Source organism: Kitasatospora sp. NPDC048662, assembly GCF_055587065.1.
The window spans coordinates 255,496-272,505 of sequence record NZ_JBVJHA010000004.1; the positions used below are offsets into that span (position 1 = coordinate 255,496).

The 17,010-nt window shown below is 72.7% G+C and carries 16 protein-coding genes; 11 read left to right on the top strand and 5 right to left on the bottom strand.

All coding sequences use genetic code 11. The annotated features are described in order from the left end of the window. The first annotated feature begins 23 nt into the window (after positions 1-23). Entirely contained in the window at positions 24-1,049 is a 1,026-nt protein-coding gene (locus ACZ6R9_RS14435) for an alcohol dehydrogenase catalytic domain-containing protein (protein ID WP_380478114.1), read from the top strand. A gap of 5 nt (positions 1,050-1,054) precedes the next feature. Here ACZ6R9_RS14435 and ACZ6R9_RS14440 read toward each other — a convergent pair whose 3' ends face one another. Genes ACZ6R9_RS14440 through ACZ6R9_RS14450 form a run of 3 tightly spaced genes read right to left on the bottom strand, consistent with a single transcriptional unit; the run spans position 1,055 to position 4,105 of the window. Continuing rightward, positions 1,055-1,447: a trehalose-6-phosphate synthase gene (locus ACZ6R9_RS14440; protein ID WP_465538561.1), complete on the bottom strand. Its 393-nt coding sequence runs from the start codon at positions 1,445-1,447 to the stop codon at positions 1,055-1,057. Further along, the gene (locus tag ACZ6R9_RS14445) at positions 1,444-2,733 is read right to left on the bottom strand and encodes a cytochrome P450 (RefSeq protein ID WP_465538398.1); all 1,290 of its coding nucleotides are present in this window, start codon (positions 2,731-2,733) and stop codon (positions 1,444-1,446) included. Before ACZ6R9_RS14445 ends, ACZ6R9_RS14440 begins: the two co-directional genes overlap by 4 nt. A 16-nt stretch (positions 2,734-2,749) precedes the next feature. Then, on the bottom strand, positions 2,750-4,105 hold the full coding sequence (locus ACZ6R9_RS14450) for a glutamine synthetase family protein (protein WP_380478112.1): 1,356 nt from the start codon (positions 4,103-4,105) through the stop codon (positions 2,750-2,752). Between the two features lie 331 nt (positions 4,106-4,436). Between ACZ6R9_RS14450 and ACZ6R9_RS14455 the strand changes: the two genes are divergently transcribed. The 10 genes from ACZ6R9_RS14455 to ACZ6R9_RS14500 all read left to right on the top strand — a co-directional run bounded on the left by ACZ6R9_RS14455 (position 4,437) and on the right by ACZ6R9_RS14500 (position 14,477). Beyond that, a complete protein-coding gene (locus ACZ6R9_RS14455) occupies positions 4,437-4,625 on the top strand; it encodes a ferredoxin (protein ID WP_043910603.1) in 189 nt (62 codons plus the stop codon). Positions 4,626-4,629: 4 nt separating this feature from the next. Continuing rightward, entirely contained in the window at positions 4,630-5,841 is a 1,212-nt protein-coding gene (locus ACZ6R9_RS14460) for an NAD(P)/FAD-dependent oxidoreductase (RefSeq protein WP_380478111.1), read from the top strand. Positions 5,842-5,850: 9 nt separating this feature from the next. Next, positions 5,851-6,660 (top strand): acetoacetate decarboxylase family protein, encoded by an 810-nt coding sequence (locus ACZ6R9_RS14465; RefSeq protein WP_380478110.1) that lies wholly within the window; start codon positions 5,851-5,853, stop codon positions 6,658-6,660. 30 nt (positions 6,661-6,690) lie between these two features. Further along, a complete protein-coding gene (locus tag ACZ6R9_RS14470) occupies positions 6,691-8,154 on the top strand; it encodes an aldehyde dehydrogenase (protein ID WP_465538399.1) in 1,464 nt (487 codons plus the stop codon). Next, positions 8,147-9,082 carry a 3,4-dihydroxyphenylacetate 2,3-dioxygenase gene (locus ACZ6R9_RS14475; RefSeq protein WP_380478108.1) on the top strand — a complete coding sequence of 312 codons (936 nt, stop codon included), beginning with the start codon at positions 8,147-8,149 and terminating at the stop codon, positions 9,080-9,082. Before ACZ6R9_RS14470 ends, ACZ6R9_RS14475 begins: the two co-directional genes overlap by 8 nt. Positions 9,083-9,096: 14 nt before the next feature. Further along, positions 9,097-9,942, top strand: coding sequence for a fumarylacetoacetate hydrolase family protein (locus tag ACZ6R9_RS14480; protein ID WP_380478107.1), 846 nt, complete (start codon positions 9,097-9,099; stop codon positions 9,940-9,942). Between the two features lie 28 nt (positions 9,943-9,970). Beyond that, on the top strand, positions 9,971-10,582 hold the full coding sequence (locus ACZ6R9_RS14485; protein WP_380478106.1) for a TetR/AcrR family transcriptional regulator: 612 nt from the start codon (positions 9,971-9,973) through the stop codon (positions 10,580-10,582). A 181-nt stretch (positions 10,583-10,763) separates the two neighbouring features. Further along, on the top strand, positions 10,764-12,212 hold the full coding sequence (locus tag ACZ6R9_RS14490; RefSeq protein WP_380478105.1) for an APC family permease: 1,449 nt from the start codon (positions 10,764-10,766) through the stop codon (positions 12,210-12,212). Between the two features lie 64 nt (positions 12,213-12,276). Beyond that, the gene (locus ACZ6R9_RS14495; protein ID WP_465538400.1) at positions 12,277-13,758 is read left to right on the top strand and encodes an aldehyde dehydrogenase; all 1,482 of its coding nucleotides are present in this window, start codon (positions 12,277-12,279) and stop codon (positions 13,756-13,758) included. Next, on the top strand, positions 13,755-14,477 hold the full coding sequence (locus tag ACZ6R9_RS14500) for a gamma-glutamyl-gamma-aminobutyrate hydrolase family protein (protein WP_380478103.1): 723 nt from the start codon (positions 13,755-13,757) through the stop codon (positions 14,475-14,477). Before ACZ6R9_RS14495 ends, ACZ6R9_RS14500 begins: the two co-directional genes overlap by 4 nt. Here ACZ6R9_RS14500 and ACZ6R9_RS14505 read toward each other — a convergent pair whose 3' ends face one another. Together ACZ6R9_RS14505 and ACZ6R9_RS14510 are read right to left on the bottom strand one after the other, a co-directional pair. After that, a complete protein-coding gene (locus ACZ6R9_RS14505) occupies positions 14,478-15,050 on the bottom strand; it encodes a MarR family winged helix-turn-helix transcriptional regulator (protein ID WP_380478102.1) in 573 nt (190 codons plus the stop codon). A 133-nt stretch (positions 15,051-15,183) separates the two neighbouring features. Further along, positions 15,184-16,980: a zinc-ribbon domain-containing protein gene (locus ACZ6R9_RS14510; protein ID WP_465538401.1), complete on the bottom strand. Its 1,797-nt coding sequence runs from the start codon at positions 16,978-16,980 to the stop codon at positions 15,184-15,186. Positions 16,981-17,010 lie beyond the last annotated feature (30 nt).

Here is a 17,010-nt window from a genome sequence, read left to right on the forward strand (position 1 = left end):
TCCCCTTTCCCTGGAGTGCTGACATGGGCACCTATCGCGTCATGCAGGCCACCGCCCCCAACGGCCCGCTGGAGCCGGCCGAACGCGCGGTGCCGCCGCCGGGCCCCGGGCAGGTCCGCATCGCCGTCGAGGCGTGCGGGGTCTGCCACAGCGACGCGCTCTTCCTGAGCGGCGTGCTGCCGGGCGTGTCCTTCCCCGAGGTGCCCGGGCACGAAATCGCGGGCCGGATCGAGGAGTTGGGCGCGGGCGCCGACATCGCCGGCTGGCAGCCCGGGGACCGGGTGGCGGTCGGCTGGTTCGGCGGCAGCTGCGGGCACTGCCGGCCCTGCCGGGAAGGGGACTTCATCGTCTGCCCCAACCTCAAGGTCCCCGGCTGGGCGTACGACGGCGGCTTCGCCGAGAAGGTGATCGCACCCGTGGACGCCCTGGCCCGCATCCCCGAAGGGCTGGCGGCGGCCGATGCCGGACCCATGGCCTGCGCGGGCGTGACGGTCTTCAACGGCATGCGGCGCAGCTCCGCCCGCCCCGGCGACCTGGTCGCGGTACTCGGCCTCGGCGGCCTCGGACACCTCGGCGTGCAGTACGCCGCCGCGATGGGCTTCGAGACGGTGGCGATCGCCCGCGGCCGGGAGAAGGCCGCCTTCGCCGAGCAACTCGGCGCCCACCACTACCTGGACAGCACCTCCGACACCCCCCTTGCCGCCGCACTCCAGGCCCTCGGCGGAGCCAGGGTCGTCCTGGCCACCGCCGCCAACGCCGACGCCATGACCGCCACGGCGGACGGCCTCGCCCCACGCGGAGAACTCGTCGTCATCGGAGCCGACACCGCACCCCTCGGCATCACCCCGGCCCAGCTCCTGATGGCCGGCCGGATCATCCGCGGCCACCCCTCCGGCACCTCCCAGGACGTGCAGGACACCATGGAGTTCAGCCTCCTGCACGGCATCCGCCCGATGATCGAGACCGTCCCCCTCGACCACGCCGAGCAGGCCTACCAGAAGATGCTCGACGGCCGGGCCCGCTTCCGGATGGTCCTCACCACCGGCTGACGGCCTCAACTGCCCTGCGGGGAACGGCGGATGGCGTCGAGGACGCGGGTGGCCCAGTCCGCCGGGCGGTCGTGGCCGAGGAGGGTGGAGAGGGTGGCCATGCGGGTGCGGCGGTCGGCCCGGAGGAGTCCCGGGACCAGCCAGAGGTTGTAGTCGTGCAGCCAGACGGTCGCGCCGGGGGCGGCCCGGGCGGTGATGTGGTCGGCGAAGCGGGCGTTGACAGTGCGGTAGGCGGCCCAGGCGTGCTCCTCGAAGACCGAGCGCTGCGGTTCGGACATCAGGACCGGCCAGAGGGTCTCCTTGCAGGCCCTGGACGACCGGCAAGGTGCAGCAGCGCCCCGAGCCGCTCCCCCCGGTCCGGGGGAGCGGCTCGGGGTCGGCCGGCGGCCCGCTGTCAGGCGAGGGTGACCGAGACCGGGAGCTTCTTGATGCCGTTGACGAAGTTGGAGCGGACGCGGGGGACGTCGCCGGCCAGTTCGATGGAGGCGAGGCGGGGGATGAGCTCCTCGAACATGATGCGGATCTCGGTGCGGGCGAGCAGGTTGCCCAGGCAGAGGTGGGGGCTGCCCTTGCCGAAGGTGATGTGGTCGTTGTCCTGGCGGGTGACGTCGAAGTCGTAGGGGTTGCCGAAGACTTCCTCGTCGCGGTTGCCGGAGGCGAACCACATGACGACCTTGTCGCCCTCCTTGATCCGCTTGCCGCCGAGTTCGACGTCGCGGGTGGCGGTGCGGCGGAAGTGGTAGACGGGGGAGGACCAGCGCAGGAACTCCTCGACCGCGGCGGGGATCAGCGAGGGGTCCTGCTGGAGGCGGGCGAGCTGCTCGGGGTGCTGGAGCAGGGCCAGCATGGAGTGGCTGATGGTGTGGCGGGTGGTCTCGTTGCCGGCCACGACCAGCAGCAGGAAGTAGTTGTCGAAGTCCTGCGCGGTCAGCGGCACGCCGTCCTTGGGGGTTTCGTTGACCAGGCGGGAGATCAGGTCGGTGCCGGAGCCGCCGCGGCGCTGGGCGGCGAGTTCGCGGCCGTAGGCGAACACCTCCAGCGAGGCGGGGGAGCGGAACGGCAGGTCGCGGTACTTCTCGCTCTCCGCGCTGTGCAGCAGGACGTCGGCGTAGTCGGGGTCGGTGTTGCCGATGATCCGGTTGCCCCAGTCGATGAGCTGCTGGTTGTCCTCCGGCGGGACGTCCAGCAGCCGGGCCAGGACGTTGATCGGGAAGTCGGCGGAGACCTCCTTGACGAAGTCGAAGGTGCCCTTGGCGAGGGCGGCGTCCAGCGTGGTGGCGGTCAGGCCGCGCAGGAAGTCGGCGTAGCTGTTGATGACGCTCGCGCCGAACTGGCGCTGGAGCAGGCTGCGCAGGGCGCGGTGGCGGACGCCGTCGAGTTCCAGGATGGAGGCGCGCTTCTTGATCTGGTCGTCGTCGACCTCCTCCAGGTTGACGAACCGGGCGGAGGTGAAGGTCTCGGCGTCGCGGTCGACGCGGGCGATGTCGGCGTGCTTGGTGAGCGCCCAGAAGCCGGAGTTGGGCGCTTCCTCCTCCTGCCAGTGCACCGGGTCCTGGTGGCGCAGGGTGTGGAACATCCGCCACGGGGTGACGCCGTCGGTGAAGTTGTCGAGATCGGCCAGGTTCACCTGGTCCAGCGGCATCGGCTCGGACGCGGCGGCGGACCGGTCGGGTGCGGTGGTCATGGGTTCGCTCCTCGGCTTACAGGTGGTAGGCGTACTCGGTGAACTCCCAGTCGGTGACGTGCCGATGGAAGCGGGCGACCTCGTCGCGCTTGTACGAGAGGTAGGCGGCGGTGAAGTCCTTGCCGAGCACCTCGGTCAGCGCGGTGTCGGCCTCCAGCGCGTCGAGCGCGTCGGGCAGCGACTGCGGCAGGACGGGGGACTTGGCGGGGTCGTAGCCGTAGCCCTCCAGCGGGGCGGGCGGCTCCTCGCCGGCCAGCACGCCCAGCAGCGCGGCCGCGACGGTGCCGGCGATCAGGAGGTAGGGGTTGGCGCTGGCGTCGCCCAGGCGCAGTTCGAAGCGGGAGCCGGCGCCGCGCTCCGGGGGGATGCGGACCATGGCGCTGCGGTTGTCCAGGCCCCAGTCGATCAGCCACGGGGCGAGGGTGTCGGGGCCGAAGCGCTTGTAGGAGTTGATCGTCGGGTTGGACAGCGCGGCGAGCGCGGGGGCGTGGGCGAGGATGCCGGCCACGGCGTGCCGGGCGGTGGTGCTCAGGCCGTACGGCGCGGACGGGTCCGCGAACAGGTTGCCGCCGTCCTGGTCCGTGCAGGACAGGTGCAGGTGGAAGCCGGAGCCGCCGGCGCCCATGAAGGGCTTGGCCATGAAGGTGGCCAGCCGGCCTTCCTGGCGGGCCAGTTCCTTGACGGCGGACTTGAAGCGGAAGGCCCGGTCGGCGGCCGACATGGCGTCGGAGTGGGTCAGGTTGATCTCGAACTGCCCGCCGTCGAACTCGTGGTTGCCGCTGGTGACGCCGATGTTCAGCTCGCGCAGCAGGCGCAGGGTGCGCAGCAGGTGGTTGTCGCCGTCGGCGCGCAGGCCCGCGGTGTAGACGACGCCGGCGGCCTCGCTGTAGCGGCGCCAGCCGCGGGCGGTGTCGGGGGCCGGGTCGCACAGGAAGTACTCGAGTTCCGGTCCGACGATCGGGTGCAGGCCCGCCTCGCGGGCCCGTTCGACGACGGCGCGCAACAGGTCGCGGGGCGACTCGGGGGCGGGGTGTCCGGTGGCCGGGTCGGTGACGTCGCCGAGGCAGGTGGCGACGCCGGGCTCCCACGGCAGCGGGGTGAGGGTGTCGAGGTCGGGGCGCACGCAGATGTCGGGCAGGCCCGCGTCCAGGCCGCCGGGGACGGGGACGACGTCGCCCTGCGGGCTGGTGTGGTAGACGGCGCGGCAGAACGCGAGGCCGTGGTCGCAGGCCGAGGGCAGGTGGTCCAGCAGCACGTCCCGGGCCCGTTCGGTGCCGATCAGGTCGGGATAGGTCACCCGGACCACGTCGATGCCCTGGGTGGCCAGCCGCTCCTGGTGGTGGCGGACGGGCGGGGTGTCGGATGCGCTCACCGGTGTCTCCTGTGGGGAAGTGTGGGGCGCCGCCCAGGGCGCGCGGGGGTGCGGGAGCTCGCGGCGCTGGGCTGTGCCGACGGAGAAGAACCGGAGTTCACGGCCCTGGGGGGAGGGGGAGCGGCGGCTTCGGACTGCGGCCAGGCGCAGGAACCGCTCGCTGTTGGTGGCCAACCGTAGGGACGCAGGTCACCGTCCCGCAAGGGGTCTGGCGCATAAATTTATCCATCCGTATAGCTATTGACCCCGGGCCGACCGGTTCCTATGTTGTTTGACGCCAAATGACTTTCCGGCGCCCCCTCAGCCCCACCCACCCCCAGGAGGACCGGCCATGCAGGTCGTCGTCGACATGAACAAGTGCCAGGACCACGGCCAGTGCGTCTTCGCCGCCCCCGACGTCTTCTCCTTCGACGAAACCGGCCGACTCGCGTACGTCGCCGACCCCGACGAGGCCCTGCGCGCCGACGTCGAGGAAGCCGCCGACGTGTGCCCGCTGCAGGCCATCCGGATCGAAGGCTGAGCCGGTGAACGCCGCACCCGTCGTGATCGCCGGCGCCTCCATGGCCGGCCTGCGCACCGCCGAACAGCTGCGCGCCGCCGGCTGGACCGGCCCGATCACCCTCGTCGGCGACGAGCCCCACGCGCCGTACAACCGGCCCCCGCTGTCCAAGGAAGTCCTGGCCGGAAAGGCCGGCTTCGACTCGCTCGCCTTCCGCCCCCGGGCCGCCGTCGCCGACGTGCAGTGGCGCCTCGGGACCGCGGTGGTCCGCGCCGACCTCGCACAGCGGAGCGTCGAACTCTCCGACGGCGAGAGCCTGCCGTACGCCGCGCTGGTCGCCGCCACCGGCATGCGCTCGCGCCGCCTGCGCTGCCCCGGCCCCACCGCCGGGCGGCACACCGTCCGCACCCTGGACGACGCCCAGGGCCTGCGCTCCGCACTGACCGCGCCCGGCGTGCGCGTGGTGGTGGTCGGCGCCGGCTTCATCGGCTGCGAGGTCGCCGCCACCGCCGTGGCCCTCGGCGCCGCCGAGGTCACCGTGGTCGACCCGCTGCCGCTGCCGATGGCCGGACCGCTCGGCGAACTGCTCGGCGGCGCGCTCAAGCGCCGTCACGAAGAGCGCGGCGTCCGCTTCGCGCTCGGCTGCGGAGTGACCGGCTTCGAGGGCGAGGACCACGTCACCGGCGTGGCGCTCGCCGACGGCCGCGTCCTGCCCGCCGACGTGGTGGTGGAGTCGGTCGGCTCGGTGGCCAACACCGAGTGGCTCGACGGCAACGGCCTCGATCTCACCGACGGCGTCCTCACCGACCAGCACCTGCGGGTCGGCGGCCGGCCCGAGGTGGTCGCCGTCGGCGACGTCGCCCGCTTCCCCAACGCCCGCTACGACGGCGTCCCGCGCCGCGTCGAGCACTGGTCGATCCCCACCGACAGTGCCAAGCACGCCGCCAAGGTGCTGCTCGCCCACCTCACCGGCACCGAGCACGGCCTCGCGCCGTTCGCCCCGCTGCCGACCTTCTGGAGCGACCAGCACGACTTCCGCCTCCAGTCCTTCGGCTCCCCCGCCCTCGGCCGCGCCGACGTGCGCGTCCTGGACGGCGACCCGGACGGGGACGTCCTGGTCGGCTACCACCACGGCGAGCGCCTGATCGGCGTCGTCGCCCTCGGCGGCCAGCGTGCCGCGGCCGCCGCCGCCCGCTACCGCGCCGAGCTGCTCCAGCAGCCCGCCCCCACCGCGTAAGGAATCCAAGTGGCCAGTGTCCGTGGGTACTTCCACCCCAAGACCGCGACGGGTTCCTCGTCGCTGATCCCCTCGCCGCCGTGGCGCTACTCCGGCGACCTGCTCACCATCGAGTACCGCACCGACCCGGAGCGGGTGCGCGAACTGCTGCCCGAGCCGCTGGAACTCGCCGATGAGGACCCCGGCGCGGTCGCGCTGATCTGGGCCGACTGGCAGTCCTGCTCCGCCTCCGGCCAGGAACTGCTCGACCCGGTGCTCGCCCAGTACAAGGAGGCGTTCGCCGTGGTGCGCTGCAAGTTCCAGGGTCAGACGTACTCGCGCTGCGTGTACATCTGGGTCGACAAGGACTTCGCGATCGCCCGCGGCCTGCACCAGGGCTACCCGAAGAAGCTCGGCTCGATCCACCAGACCCGCCCGCACCCCTACGGCCCCGCGCCGCGGATCGAGGCCGGCGCCCGGTTCGGCGCCACCCTCGCCGCCGCCGACCGGCGGCTGGCCCAGGCCGTCGTGACGCTGCGCGAGCCGTCCGAGACCAACGGGTTCGTCAACGGCCACCCGATGGCCCACCACCGCTGGCTGCCCTCGATCGAGAAGGGCCAGGGACTCGCCCTGGACGAGCTGGTCGCCTCCGGCGCCGCCTCCTTCGAAGCCGGACCGGCCTGGGTCGGCGACGCGGACCTGGAGCTGTTCGAGTCGCCCACCGAGGAACTCGCCCGGCTGGAGATCCGCGAGCCCATCGCCGCCTACTACCGCCAGGTCGGCGTGGTCTGGGACGGCGGCCGGCTGCTGGCCTCCGGCACCACCATCGTCGATCAGTGAACTCCCGTGCTCAGCAAGGAAATTGACGCCATGAGCGGACACCTCACCACCGTCGCCGGGGTCGCCGTCGACACCCGGCACTGGATCGGCGGCGAACGCGTCGCCTCCGCCGCGACCTTCACCGACCACTCGCCGATCGACGGCAGCGTCCTCGGCGAGATCGCCCGCGGCACCGCCGCCGAGGCCCGGGCGGCCGTCGCCGCCGCCAAGGCCGCCTTCCCCGCCTGGGCCGCCACCCCCCGCGCGGAGCGCGCCCGCCTGCTGCACGCCATCGCCGACGGCGTCGAGTGGCGGCTGGAGGACCTGGCCGTCGTCGAGACCGCCGACAACGGCGCGCTGCTGCGCTCGCACCGACGCGGCGTCATGCCCCGGGTCGCGCACAACTTCCGGTTCTTCGCCGACTGGCTGCTGACGCTCGACCACGAGGACTTCGACACCCGCGGCCACAGCAACCACGTCAGCTGGGACCCGGCCGGCCCGTGCGTGCTGATCACCCCGTGGAACGCGCCGCTGATGCTGGCCACCTGGAAGATCGCCCCGGCGCTGGCGGCCGGCAACACGGTCGTCCTCAAGCCCGCCGAGTGGACGCCGATGACGGCCTCGCTGCTCGCCGACATCGCCGCCGAGGCCGGGCTGCCGGCCGGCGTGTTCAACGTGGTGCAGGGCCTCGGCTCGGAGATCGGCGACGCACTGACCTCGCACCCCGACGTGCGCCGGATCAGCTTCACCGGTTCGGTGCCGACCGCCAAGCACATCGCCGCCTCGGCCGCGCCCAACCTCACCCCGCTCAGCCTCGAACTCGGCGGCAAGTCCCCGCTGCTGGTGTTCGCCGACGCCGACCTCGACCTGGCCGTCGAGCTCGCCGTCGAGCAGTACGACAACGCCGGGCAGGTCTGCCTGGCCGCCACCCGGCTGCTGGTCGAGGAGTCCGTCGCCGAGGAGTTCACCCGCCGGTTCACCGAGAAGGCCGCCCGGCTGCAGCAGGGCGACCCGCGCGAACTGCCCACCGACATCGGCCCGAACATCCACCCCCGCCAGCTGGAGAAGATCGACGGCTTCGTGCAGCGGGCGATCGCATCCGGCGCCCGCGCCGTGATCGGCGGCGAGCGCCGGGCGGGCCAGTTCTACGCGCCGACCCTGCTCACCGGCGTGGCACAGGACTCGGAGATCGTCCAGGAGGAGGTGTTCGGCCCCGTCCTGACCCTCCAGACCTTCCGCGACGAGGCGGAGGCCGTCCGGCTCGCCAACGACACCCGCTTCGGCCTGGCCGCCACCCTCGCCACCGGCTCGCGCGAGCGCGCCGAACGCGTCACCGAGCAGCTGGTCGCGGGCACCGTCTGGGTCAACTGCTTCTTCGTCCGCGACCTGCAGGCCCCGTTCGGCGGCTCCCGGCACTCCGGCGTCGGCCGCGAGGGCGGCACCTGGAGCTTCGACTTCTACTGCGACGTCAAGAACACCGTCACCGCGCCGAAGGGGTGGAAGGACCATGGGTGAGATCGTCGGGGCCGGCCTGCTGGCCCACGTCCCCACCGTCGTACTCCCCGAGGAGATCCGGCGGGAGCTGAACGAGGGCAAGGAGATCACCCTCGTCACCGGCCTGCGCCAGCTGCGCGAGGAGGTGTTCGGGCGGGACGACTACGACACCGTGGTGGTGCTGGACTCGCACTGGGCGACCACCGTCGAGTTCGTGGTCACCGCGCAGCAGCGCCGGGCCGGGCTGTTCACCTCCGAGGAACTGCCGCGCGGCATGTGCCGGATGCCCTACGACTTCCCCGGTGACCCCGAACTCGCCCACAACATCGGCAAGTTCGCGGACAAGCACGGCACCTGGATCACCCCGATCGACGACCCGTACCTGCCGATCTTCTACGCCACCGTCAACCTGTGGAAGTACCTCGGCGAGGGCCTGCCCGACAAGCGCTGGGTGACCATCGGCGTCTGCCAGACCGGCGACGCGGAGGACCACCTGCGGCTCGGCCGCGCGCTGGCCGACGGCATCGCCGCCACCCCCGGCCGCCGGGTGCTGCTGATCGCCTCCGGCGCGCTCTCGCACACCTTCTGGCCGCTGCGCGAGCTGCGCGCCCACGAGTCCAGCGACCCCTCGCACATCTTCACCCCCGAGGCGCGGGCCGCCGACGAGCAGCGGATCGAGTGGTTCAAGGACGGCCGCCACGACCAGGTCCTGGACACCATGGACGAGTTCGGGACATTCAAGCCCGAGGCCAGGTTCGCCCACTACCTGATGATGGCCGGCGCGCTCGGCGAGCGGGAGTGCACCGCGAAGGCCCGCCAGTACGGCGAGTACGAGAACTCGATCGGCACCGGCCAGGTCCATCTCTGGTTCGACCGCCCGGCCGACGGCTGGACCGGCACCGGCCTGCCCGCCGAACCCGCCCCCCGCAACCCCCACAGCCTCACCTGAGAAAGGCCCCCGCCATGCCCGAGTACCGCCGCATCCTCCTCGACGGCGCCGTCGTCGAGACCGTCCGCGACGGCGAGGAGCTGGTCGCCGGTGACGGCCGCCGGGTCGCCATCGCCGACGCCCACCACCTGCCGCCCGTGGTGCCCTCCAAGGTGATCGCCGTCCACCTCAACCACCGCAGCCGGGTGGAGGAGTTCCAGATCGGCCTGCCCGACACCCCCACCTACTTCCACAAGCCCACCTCCTCGCTGAACTCGCACGGCGGCGCGATCGTCCGCCCCGAGGGCTGCAAGTGGCTCAACTACGAGGGCGAGGTGGCGATCGTCATCGGGAAGACCGCGCGCAACATCTCTCCCGAGGAGGCCGGTGACTACATCGCCGGTTACACCGTCGCCAACGACTACGGTCTGCACGACTTCCGGGACACCGACGCCGGCTCGATGCTCCGCGTCAAGGGCGCCGACACGCTGTGCCCGCTCGGCCCCGGCCTGGTCACCGACTGGGACTTCCGCGGCAAGCAGCTGCGCACCTACGTCAACGGCGAGGTGGTGCAGGACGGCTCCACCGACGAGATGACCTGGGACATGCACTACCTGGTCGCCGACATCGCCCGCACCATCACCCTGTACCCCGGCGACGTGCTGCTCTCCGGCACGCCCGCCAACTCCCGTCCGGTGCAGCCGGGCGACGTCGTCGAGGTGGAGGTCGAGGGCCTCGGCCGGCTGACCAACCGCATCGTCACCGGCCCGACGGCGATCCGCACCGACGTGGGCGCGCAGCCCACCGAGTCGGAGGAGGTGCTGTCCACCGCGCTGGGCGGGGACTGGGAGTTCCGCGGCATCCGGCCGCCGAAGCGCTGAACCGGTGCCTCCCGGTAGGGTCACGGCCATGACCGACCCCGACCGGCCCGACGCGCCCGCAGCCAAGCGCGCCACCCGCAAGCGCGTGACGAACTACGGGACGGGGCGTACCGCGCTGCTGGAGGCGGCGGTGCGGGTGGTGGCCCGGGGGGGCTTGCGCAACCTCACCTACCGGGCCGTGGCGGAGGAGGCCGGGGTGACGCACGGCCTGGTCGTGCACCACTTCGGCTCGCGCGACGCGCTGATCGAGGAGGCCGTCGCGCACGCGGTGCGCTCCTCGATCAGCAGCAGCGCGCTGGAGGCCGGCGCGCAGAGGCCGGAGGAGTTCGCCACCGGCCTGGCCGACATGGTCGAGGCCGGGCCCGAACTCCAGGTGTTCCAGTACGAGTTGCTGCTGGAGGCGCGCCGCCGCCCCGAGCTGCTGGCGCACCTGCGCGGGCTGTACGAGGAGTACTTCGAGGCCAGCCGGCGCGAGCTGGACCGTCTGCTGCCCGGGGCGGTGAGCCCCGGCCTGTCCCGGCTGGTGTTCGCCGCGCTGGAGGGCCTGGTGCTGCACCAGCTGGTGTTCGGCGAGCGGGCGGCCACCGAGGACGCGCTGGCCGAACTCCGCGCGCTCCTCGACGGCTTGTCGGACCGCTGACCTGCGCGGCCGCCCCACAGGCCGCGTCGAAGGCCACCCCAGGGCCGCCTCGAAGGCCGCTTCGAAACCGTTATCGCGGGAGCGGCCCCGAACCCTTGCCAAACGGACTGCCTGCCTCCACGATGAGGCAACTCGTTTGACCTGAAACGATTCCCCCACTTTGATCTGGCAGGTGATCCGTGTGGACAGTCAGACGGCTTCCCGTGAACGGACCGTGCGGCACGCCCCCACCAGTGCCACCCTCAAGCCCAACGCCCTCGGCGTACTGGGCATCCTCTTCTTCGTCCTCTCCGGCCAGGCGCCGCTGACCGGCATCGCCGGCGCCGCCCCGATCTCGGTCGCCATCGGCAACGGCTCCGGCACCCCCGCCGCCTACGTGGTGGCCGGCGCCGTGATCCTGCTGTTCTCCGTCGGCTTCATCGCGATGGGACGGCACGTCGTGGACGCCGGCGCCTTCTACACCTATATCGGCACCGGCCTCGGCCGGGCCGCCGGCGCGGGCGGCGCGAGCGTCGCGCTGTTCGCCTACTGCGTCATCCAGGCCGGCATGTACGGCCTGTACGGCTCCATCGTCAGCTCCCTGGTCGCCGACAATACGTCGGTCGATCTGCCGTGGTGGGTCTACACCCTGGTCACCATGGCGGTGGTGCAGGCACTCGGCGCCGCGGGCATCGAGATGGGCGCCAAGGTGCTCGCCGCGTTCGTCCTCGCCGAGTTCAGCATCCTGCTGGTGTTCAGCCTGGTCACGCTGTTCAAGGGCGGCGGCCCCGAAGGGCTCGGCCTGGCCGACAGCTTCTCCCCGTCGGCCGCGCTCCAGGGCGCGCCCGGCATCGCCGTGATGTTCGCCCTGGCGTCCATGTTCGGCTTCGAGGCCACCGCCATCTACGGCGAGGAGGCCCGCGAGCCCAAGAAGACCGTGCCGCGGGCCACCTACCTCTCGGTACTGGTGGTCACCGGATTCTTCGCACTCACCTCCTGGTCGCTGATCTCCGCGCACGGCGCCTCCAAGGCCCCGGAAGCGGCCAACCAGGCGCTGGCCGGCGGCGACTCCGCCGGGTTCGTGTTCGCGCCCATCGCCGACCTGTTCGGCGGCTGGGTGAACAGCGTGCTGCCGGTGCTGCTCGCCACCTCGCTGTTCGCCGGCGTCCTCACCTTCCACAACTCCGCCAGCCGCTACCTGTTCTGCCTCGGCCGGGACGGCCAACTCCCCGCCGCACTCTGCCGGTTGAACGGCAAGCACGCCCCGGCCATGGCCGGGCGGGTGCAGACCGGCATCGCCGTACTGCTGGTGGTGCCGTTCGCGGTGGCCGGCCAGGACCCGGTGCTCACCCTGTTCTCCTGGTTCAGCGGACTCGCCGTGCTCGCCATGATGCTGCTCTACCTGCTGACCTCGGTCTCCGTGGTGGTGTTCTTCCGCCGCAACCGGGTGGACACCCGGCTGTGGAACACCGTGCTCGCCCCCGTACTGGGCGCGCTCGGCATCGCGGGCGCCATCTGGCTGATCCTGGCCAACTTCACCACCCTGATCGGCGGACAACTGAGCACCGCCCTCTGGCTGGTCCTGTCGGTGCCCGTCGTGCTGGCCCTCGGCGTGGCCAACCAGCGGATCCGGCAACGGCGTTCGCACTGATACACCGTCACATCAAGGCGCGCGCCCGCCAGTTGGGCGCGCGCTCCCGCTCCAGGAGGACCGCATGACCCACGAGGACTGGCTGCGCCGGGCCGAGGCGCTGCGCCCCGTCACCACGCACCTGATCGACGGCGCCGACGAGGCCGGCGGCGGCGGGACGTTCGCCGTGGTGTCACCCCGCGACGGCCGGGTGCTGGCCCAGGTCGCCGACGCCGGTGAGGCCGAGGTGGACGCCGCCGTCGCCGCCGCCCGCCGGGCCTTCGACCGCGGCCCCTGGCCCCGGCTGTCCCCGACCGAACGCGGCCGGGTACTGCTGCGCCTCGCCGACCTGCTGGAACAGCACCGGGCCGAACTCGCGCTCACCGTCAGCCTGGAGATGGGCAAGCCCGTCACCGACGCGCACGACATCGAACTGCGCGCCGTCATCAACACCTTCCGCTGGTACGGCGGCCTCGCCGACAAGCTCACCGACGAGGCCCCGCACACCGCGTCCGACGCCCTGGCGCTCGTCACCCGCGAGCCCGCGGGCGTGGTCGGCGCCGTCGTCCCCTGGAACTTCCCGCTCACGCTGGCCGGTTGGAAGATCGCCCCGGCGCTGGCCGCCGGCTGTACGGTGGTGCTCAAGCCCTCCGAGAACTCGCCGCTGTCCGCGCTGCTGCTCGGCCGGATCGGCCTGGAGGCCGGGCTGCCGCCGGGCGTGCTCAACATCGTGGCCGGCAACGGCCCGGTGGCCGGGCGGGCCCTCGGCCTGCACCCCGACGTGGACGTCCTCGCCTTCACCGGGTCCACCGCCGTCGGCCGCCAATTCCTGCACTACTCCGCCGACTCCAACCTCAAGCGGGTCTGGCTGGAGCTCGGCGGCAAGTCGCCCAACATCATCCTCCCCGACGCCCCCGACCTGGACCGGGCCGCCGCCACCGCCGCCTGGGGCATCTTCTTCAACCAGGGCGAGATGTGCACCGCGCCCTCCCGGCTGCTGGTGCACCGCTCGATCGCCGAACAGGTCACCGAGGCCGTGGTGGCCCGCGCCCGCGCGCTGCGGGTCGGCGACCCGCTCGACCCCGCCACCGAAATGGGCGCCCTGGTCGGCGAGAGCCACCTGAACCGCGTCCTCGGCCACGTCGGCACCGCCCTCGCCGACGGCGCCCGGCTGTGCACCGGCGGCGCCCGCGTGCTTGCCGACACCGGCGGCTCCTACCTGGAGCCGACCGTCTTCGACCAGGTCGCCCCCGACAGCCGCCTCGCCCGCGAGGAGGTCTTCGGCCCCGTCCTGTCCGTCCTCGCCTTCGACGAACTCGACGAGGCCGTGGCCCTCGCCAACGCCACCGAATACGGCCTCGCGGCCGGCCTGTGGACCTCCGACCTCTCCACCGCCCACCTGGTCTCCCGCAGCCTCAAGACCGGCACCGTCTGGGTCAACTGCTACGAGGAGGGCGACCTTTCGGTGCCCTTCGGCGGCATGAAGCAGTCCGGCAACGGGCGCGACAAGTCCGCGCACGCGCTGGAGAAGTACACCGAACTCAAGACCACTTGGATCCAGCTGTGAGCCACCGCCCGCTGATCGCGATACCCGCCCGCTTCGCCGCCAGCACCTCCGCGCTGCGGTACGCCGCCGAGGTCAACGCCCGGGCCCTGATCGAGGCCGTCTGGCGGGCCGGCGGCGAGCCCGTCGGCCTGCACCCGCATGCGCCCGGCGGGGTCGCCGACCCGGCCGGGGTGCGGGAACGGCTGGCGCGCTTCGACGGGTTGCTGCTGCCCGGCGGCGGGGATCTGGCTCCGCACCGGTACGGGTCGGCCGAGGTGCACGAGGCCGTGTACGACGTGGACGAGGAGCAGGACGCCTTCGACCTTGAGCTCGCCCGGGCCGCGATCGGCGGCGGGCTGCCGGTACTGGCGATCTGCCGCGGCCTCCAGGTGGTCAACACCGTGCTGGGCGGCACCCTCCACCAGGACATGGGCGGGCCCGGCCGCGAGCACCGCCACCTGCGCCACCCGGTCTCGCTCGCGCCCGGCTCCGCGCTCGCGAAGGCCGCCGGCGGTGCGGCCGTGGTGGAGGCGTCCTGCTACCACCACCAGCACGTGGACCGGCCGGGGGAGGGCCTGACCGTCACCGCCCGGGCCGCCGACGGAACCGCCGAGGCCCTCGAACTCGCGGGCCACGACGGCTGGTTGGTGGCCGTGCAGTGGCACCCGGAGGACACCGCGGACCAGGACCCCGTCCAGCAGGGCATCTTCGACGCGCTGGTGCGGGAGGCCGCCGGGTGATCAGCCGCGAGGACGCCGGCCGCTGCGGCGCGGGGCCGGCTCCTCGCCGTTCAGCAGCGACCGGCGCCGGTCCTCGCCGTGCTCCTCGACCTGGAGCACCACCCGGCGCAGCCCGTCGGCCAGGCTGTGGCACTCCTCGTCGCTCAACTGCGCGGTGACGAACGACTCTTCCTCGTTGAACGCGGGGAACACCCGGCGCATGAACTCCTCACCCTCCGCGGTGAGCGCGAGCAGCACCAGCCTGCCGTCGGTCGGGTGGTCGACGCGCCGCAGCAGGCCGCGCGACTCCAGGGTGCGCGACACCCCGGTCAGCGTCCCCTTGGAGATGCCCGCCTCCTCGGCGACCCGCCGCGTCTCCGACTCGCCCCACACCCACACCACCCACAGCACCACGAACGCGGTCCAGGTCAGGTCCGAGCCGCGCAGCACCGAGTTCTCCAGGTGCTGCCGCACCGCGGAGGCGGCCCGGTAGATGTTGGCCACCGCCGCCATCCGCTCCGTACGGACGGGGATGCCGCCGAGCTTCGCCCCGACGAGCCGCTCCGCCTCGTTGATGGACCGTTGGCTGGGCATCGGCGCTCCCTCCGTCCGTGTCGTCACCGGCCGGGGCCCACCGGGCCCGCGACCGTTCGCTGTCGCAAGCACTGTCGGTGTCGCATTGTACGGGCGCCCGGAGCGCGACCCGGCCCTCCCGCCGTGAACCGTCTCAACTCCGTTGGCCCGTCGCCCAGTTCTTCACCCGCTCGATGACCTCCTCGGGCCGGGGAGCGGTCGAGTGGACGGTGAACTCGGCGTAGTCGGGGTGCTCGACGGGCAGCGGGGGGAGGGGGTGTTCGCGGAGGCGGGCGACCAGGTAGCCGGCTGCGAGGAGGTCGCGGGACTTGTCGGCGTCCAGGGCGGTCTTGTCGGCGTGCCAGTAGGCGCCGTCGTACTCGATGGCGAGCTTGCGGCCGTCGGGCAGGACGGTGGTGATGTCGATGGACCACTGGGCGCGGCGGGCGAAGGCGCTGTGCCGCACGGACTGGCCGGACGCGGCGGTGCCGAAGGCGCGTTCGGCGGCCCGATGGTGGCTCAGTTCCACCTGCGACTTGCCGTGTTCGCGGCACTCGGGGCAGCCGCTGCCATTGGTGCGGGAGGCGAGCGGCGCCTGCCAGGTGTGCCCGCTGGGGCATGCCCAGGCGGGGACGAACGCGGTCTGCGCGGTCGGCCGCACCTGCCAGGGGGAGAGCGGGTTGGCGGGGGACCATTCGGCGGCGAGGTCCGGGAAGTGGAAGGCCAGCGAGTCGAGGATGGTGCGGCACTCGGGGCAGCGCAGCCGCTGCCCCTTGTCGCGCTGCTCGGGGGTGTCCTGCCATTCGTGGCCGCAGACCGGGTCCTGCCACCAGACGGTGCGGCGCGACTTGGGCGAGATCTTGGCCAGGCTGATCCGGCCGTTGCGGGTCGGGTGCCACTGGGCACCTATTTCCGGGCTCAGCCGGAACGGGGCCGCTTCGACGGCCTCGATCTCCTGCCGGGCCGCCGAGGTCTTCAGGCTCCGGCAGGACGGGCAGCCCGAACGCAGGTACCGCAGCGGGGACACCCGCGGGTGGTGGCCCTGCGGGCAGCGGAAGCGGCGCAGCGTCAGGTCGGCGGCGACGAACACCGTGTGCGGGTCCTCCTCGTCGGCCCAGGCTTCGAGGAGTTCGGGGACGTCGGCGACCGGCGTCACCTCCAGCCGCGCCAGCTCGGCCTCCCGTTCGGCGCGGTGCCGGGGTTCGCACGCCGGGCACTGCTGGTTGTGCAGCATGTGGCTGACCCGGGCGGTGAAGCGCAGCGCGCAGTCGGGGCAGCGCCAGGCCACCTCGCGCAGGGCGGTGACGGTGACGGTCTCCCACTGCGCGGCCTCGTTGGCCTCGTGGTCCCACCAGGCGAGGACCGGCAGCCCCGAGTCCTTGAGCAGTTCCCGGTTCTTCTCGCCCGGGGCGTTGGAGGTCTGCCGGGCCCGGCTCGGGTTGGTTCCGCACCGGCAGCCGAACGCGATGTCGCCCAGCCGTTCGGCGCTCTGCCGCCCGCAGTACCGGCAGCGGACGTGGTGCGGGTCGTCCGCGAGCGACGGGTCGGTGAGTGGGGTGAGGTAGTCGTAGCCGTGCTGCTCCGCGTGGGCGCGCGCCTGCTCCACCGGGACGGGCGTCAGGTCCGCGTACGGGCCCTGGTTCCGGCGTGCGTCCAGCGCCCACTGCCGCCAGTAGCAGGCCCGGCAGGTGGCCTGGCCCGCCGCGTTCTGGTCGAGCGTGTACTCGAGGCGGTAGTGCGCCTCGCAGCCGCAGTTCAGACACCTGGTCAGCCGCCAAGCCGTCGGCTTCTGGAACGGCTCCAGCGGCTCCAGGCCACCGGTGCGCAGGATTTCGGTGATGTGCTCGTCGCACCAGGCGTCGCGTGAACGCGTGCGGTAGGCGGTGGGCTGCGAACAGCCTGGGGCCGCGCACAACTGGACGGGCTTGGGGGGCGACGATATGGCACTCACCTGCGGATCTTCCCACAGGCTCGGTGCGCG

Bases quoted from the DNA above. Each gene is read 5' to 3' on its own strand.
- ACZ6R9_RS14435 (WP_380478114.1), top strand. From the start codon at position 24: ATGGGCACCTATCGCGTCATGCAGGCCACCGCCCCCAACGGCCCGCTG.
- ACZ6R9_RS14445 (WP_465538398.1), bottom strand. From the start codon at position 2,733: ATGACCACCGCACCCGACCGGTCCGCCGCCGCGTCCGAGCCGATGCCG.
- ACZ6R9_RS14455 (WP_043910603.1), top strand. From the start codon at position 4,437: ATGCAGGTCGTCGTCGACATGAACAAGTGCCAGGACCACGGCCAGTGC.
- ACZ6R9_RS14470 (WP_465538399.1), top strand. From the start codon at position 6,691: ATGAGCGGACACCTCACCACCGTCGCCGGGGTCGCCGTCGACACCCGG.
- ACZ6R9_RS14475 (WP_380478108.1), top strand. From the start codon at position 8,147: ATGGGTGAGATCGTCGGGGCCGGCCTGCTGGCCCACGTCCCCACCGTC.
- ACZ6R9_RS14480 (WP_380478107.1), top strand. From the start codon at position 9,097: ATGCCCGAGTACCGCCGCATCCTCCTCGACGGCGCCGTCGTCGAGACC.
- ACZ6R9_RS14485 (WP_380478106.1), top strand. From the start codon at position 9,971: ATGACCGACCCCGACCGGCCCGACGCGCCCGCAGCCAAGCGCGCCACC.
- ACZ6R9_RS14495 (WP_465538400.1), top strand. From the start codon at position 12,277: ATGACCCACGAGGACTGGCTGCGCCGGGCCGAGGCGCTGCGCCCCGTC.
- ACZ6R9_RS14505 (WP_380478102.1), bottom strand. From the start codon at position 15,050: ATGCCCAGCCAACGGTCCATCAACGAGGCGGAGCGGCTCGTCGGGGCG.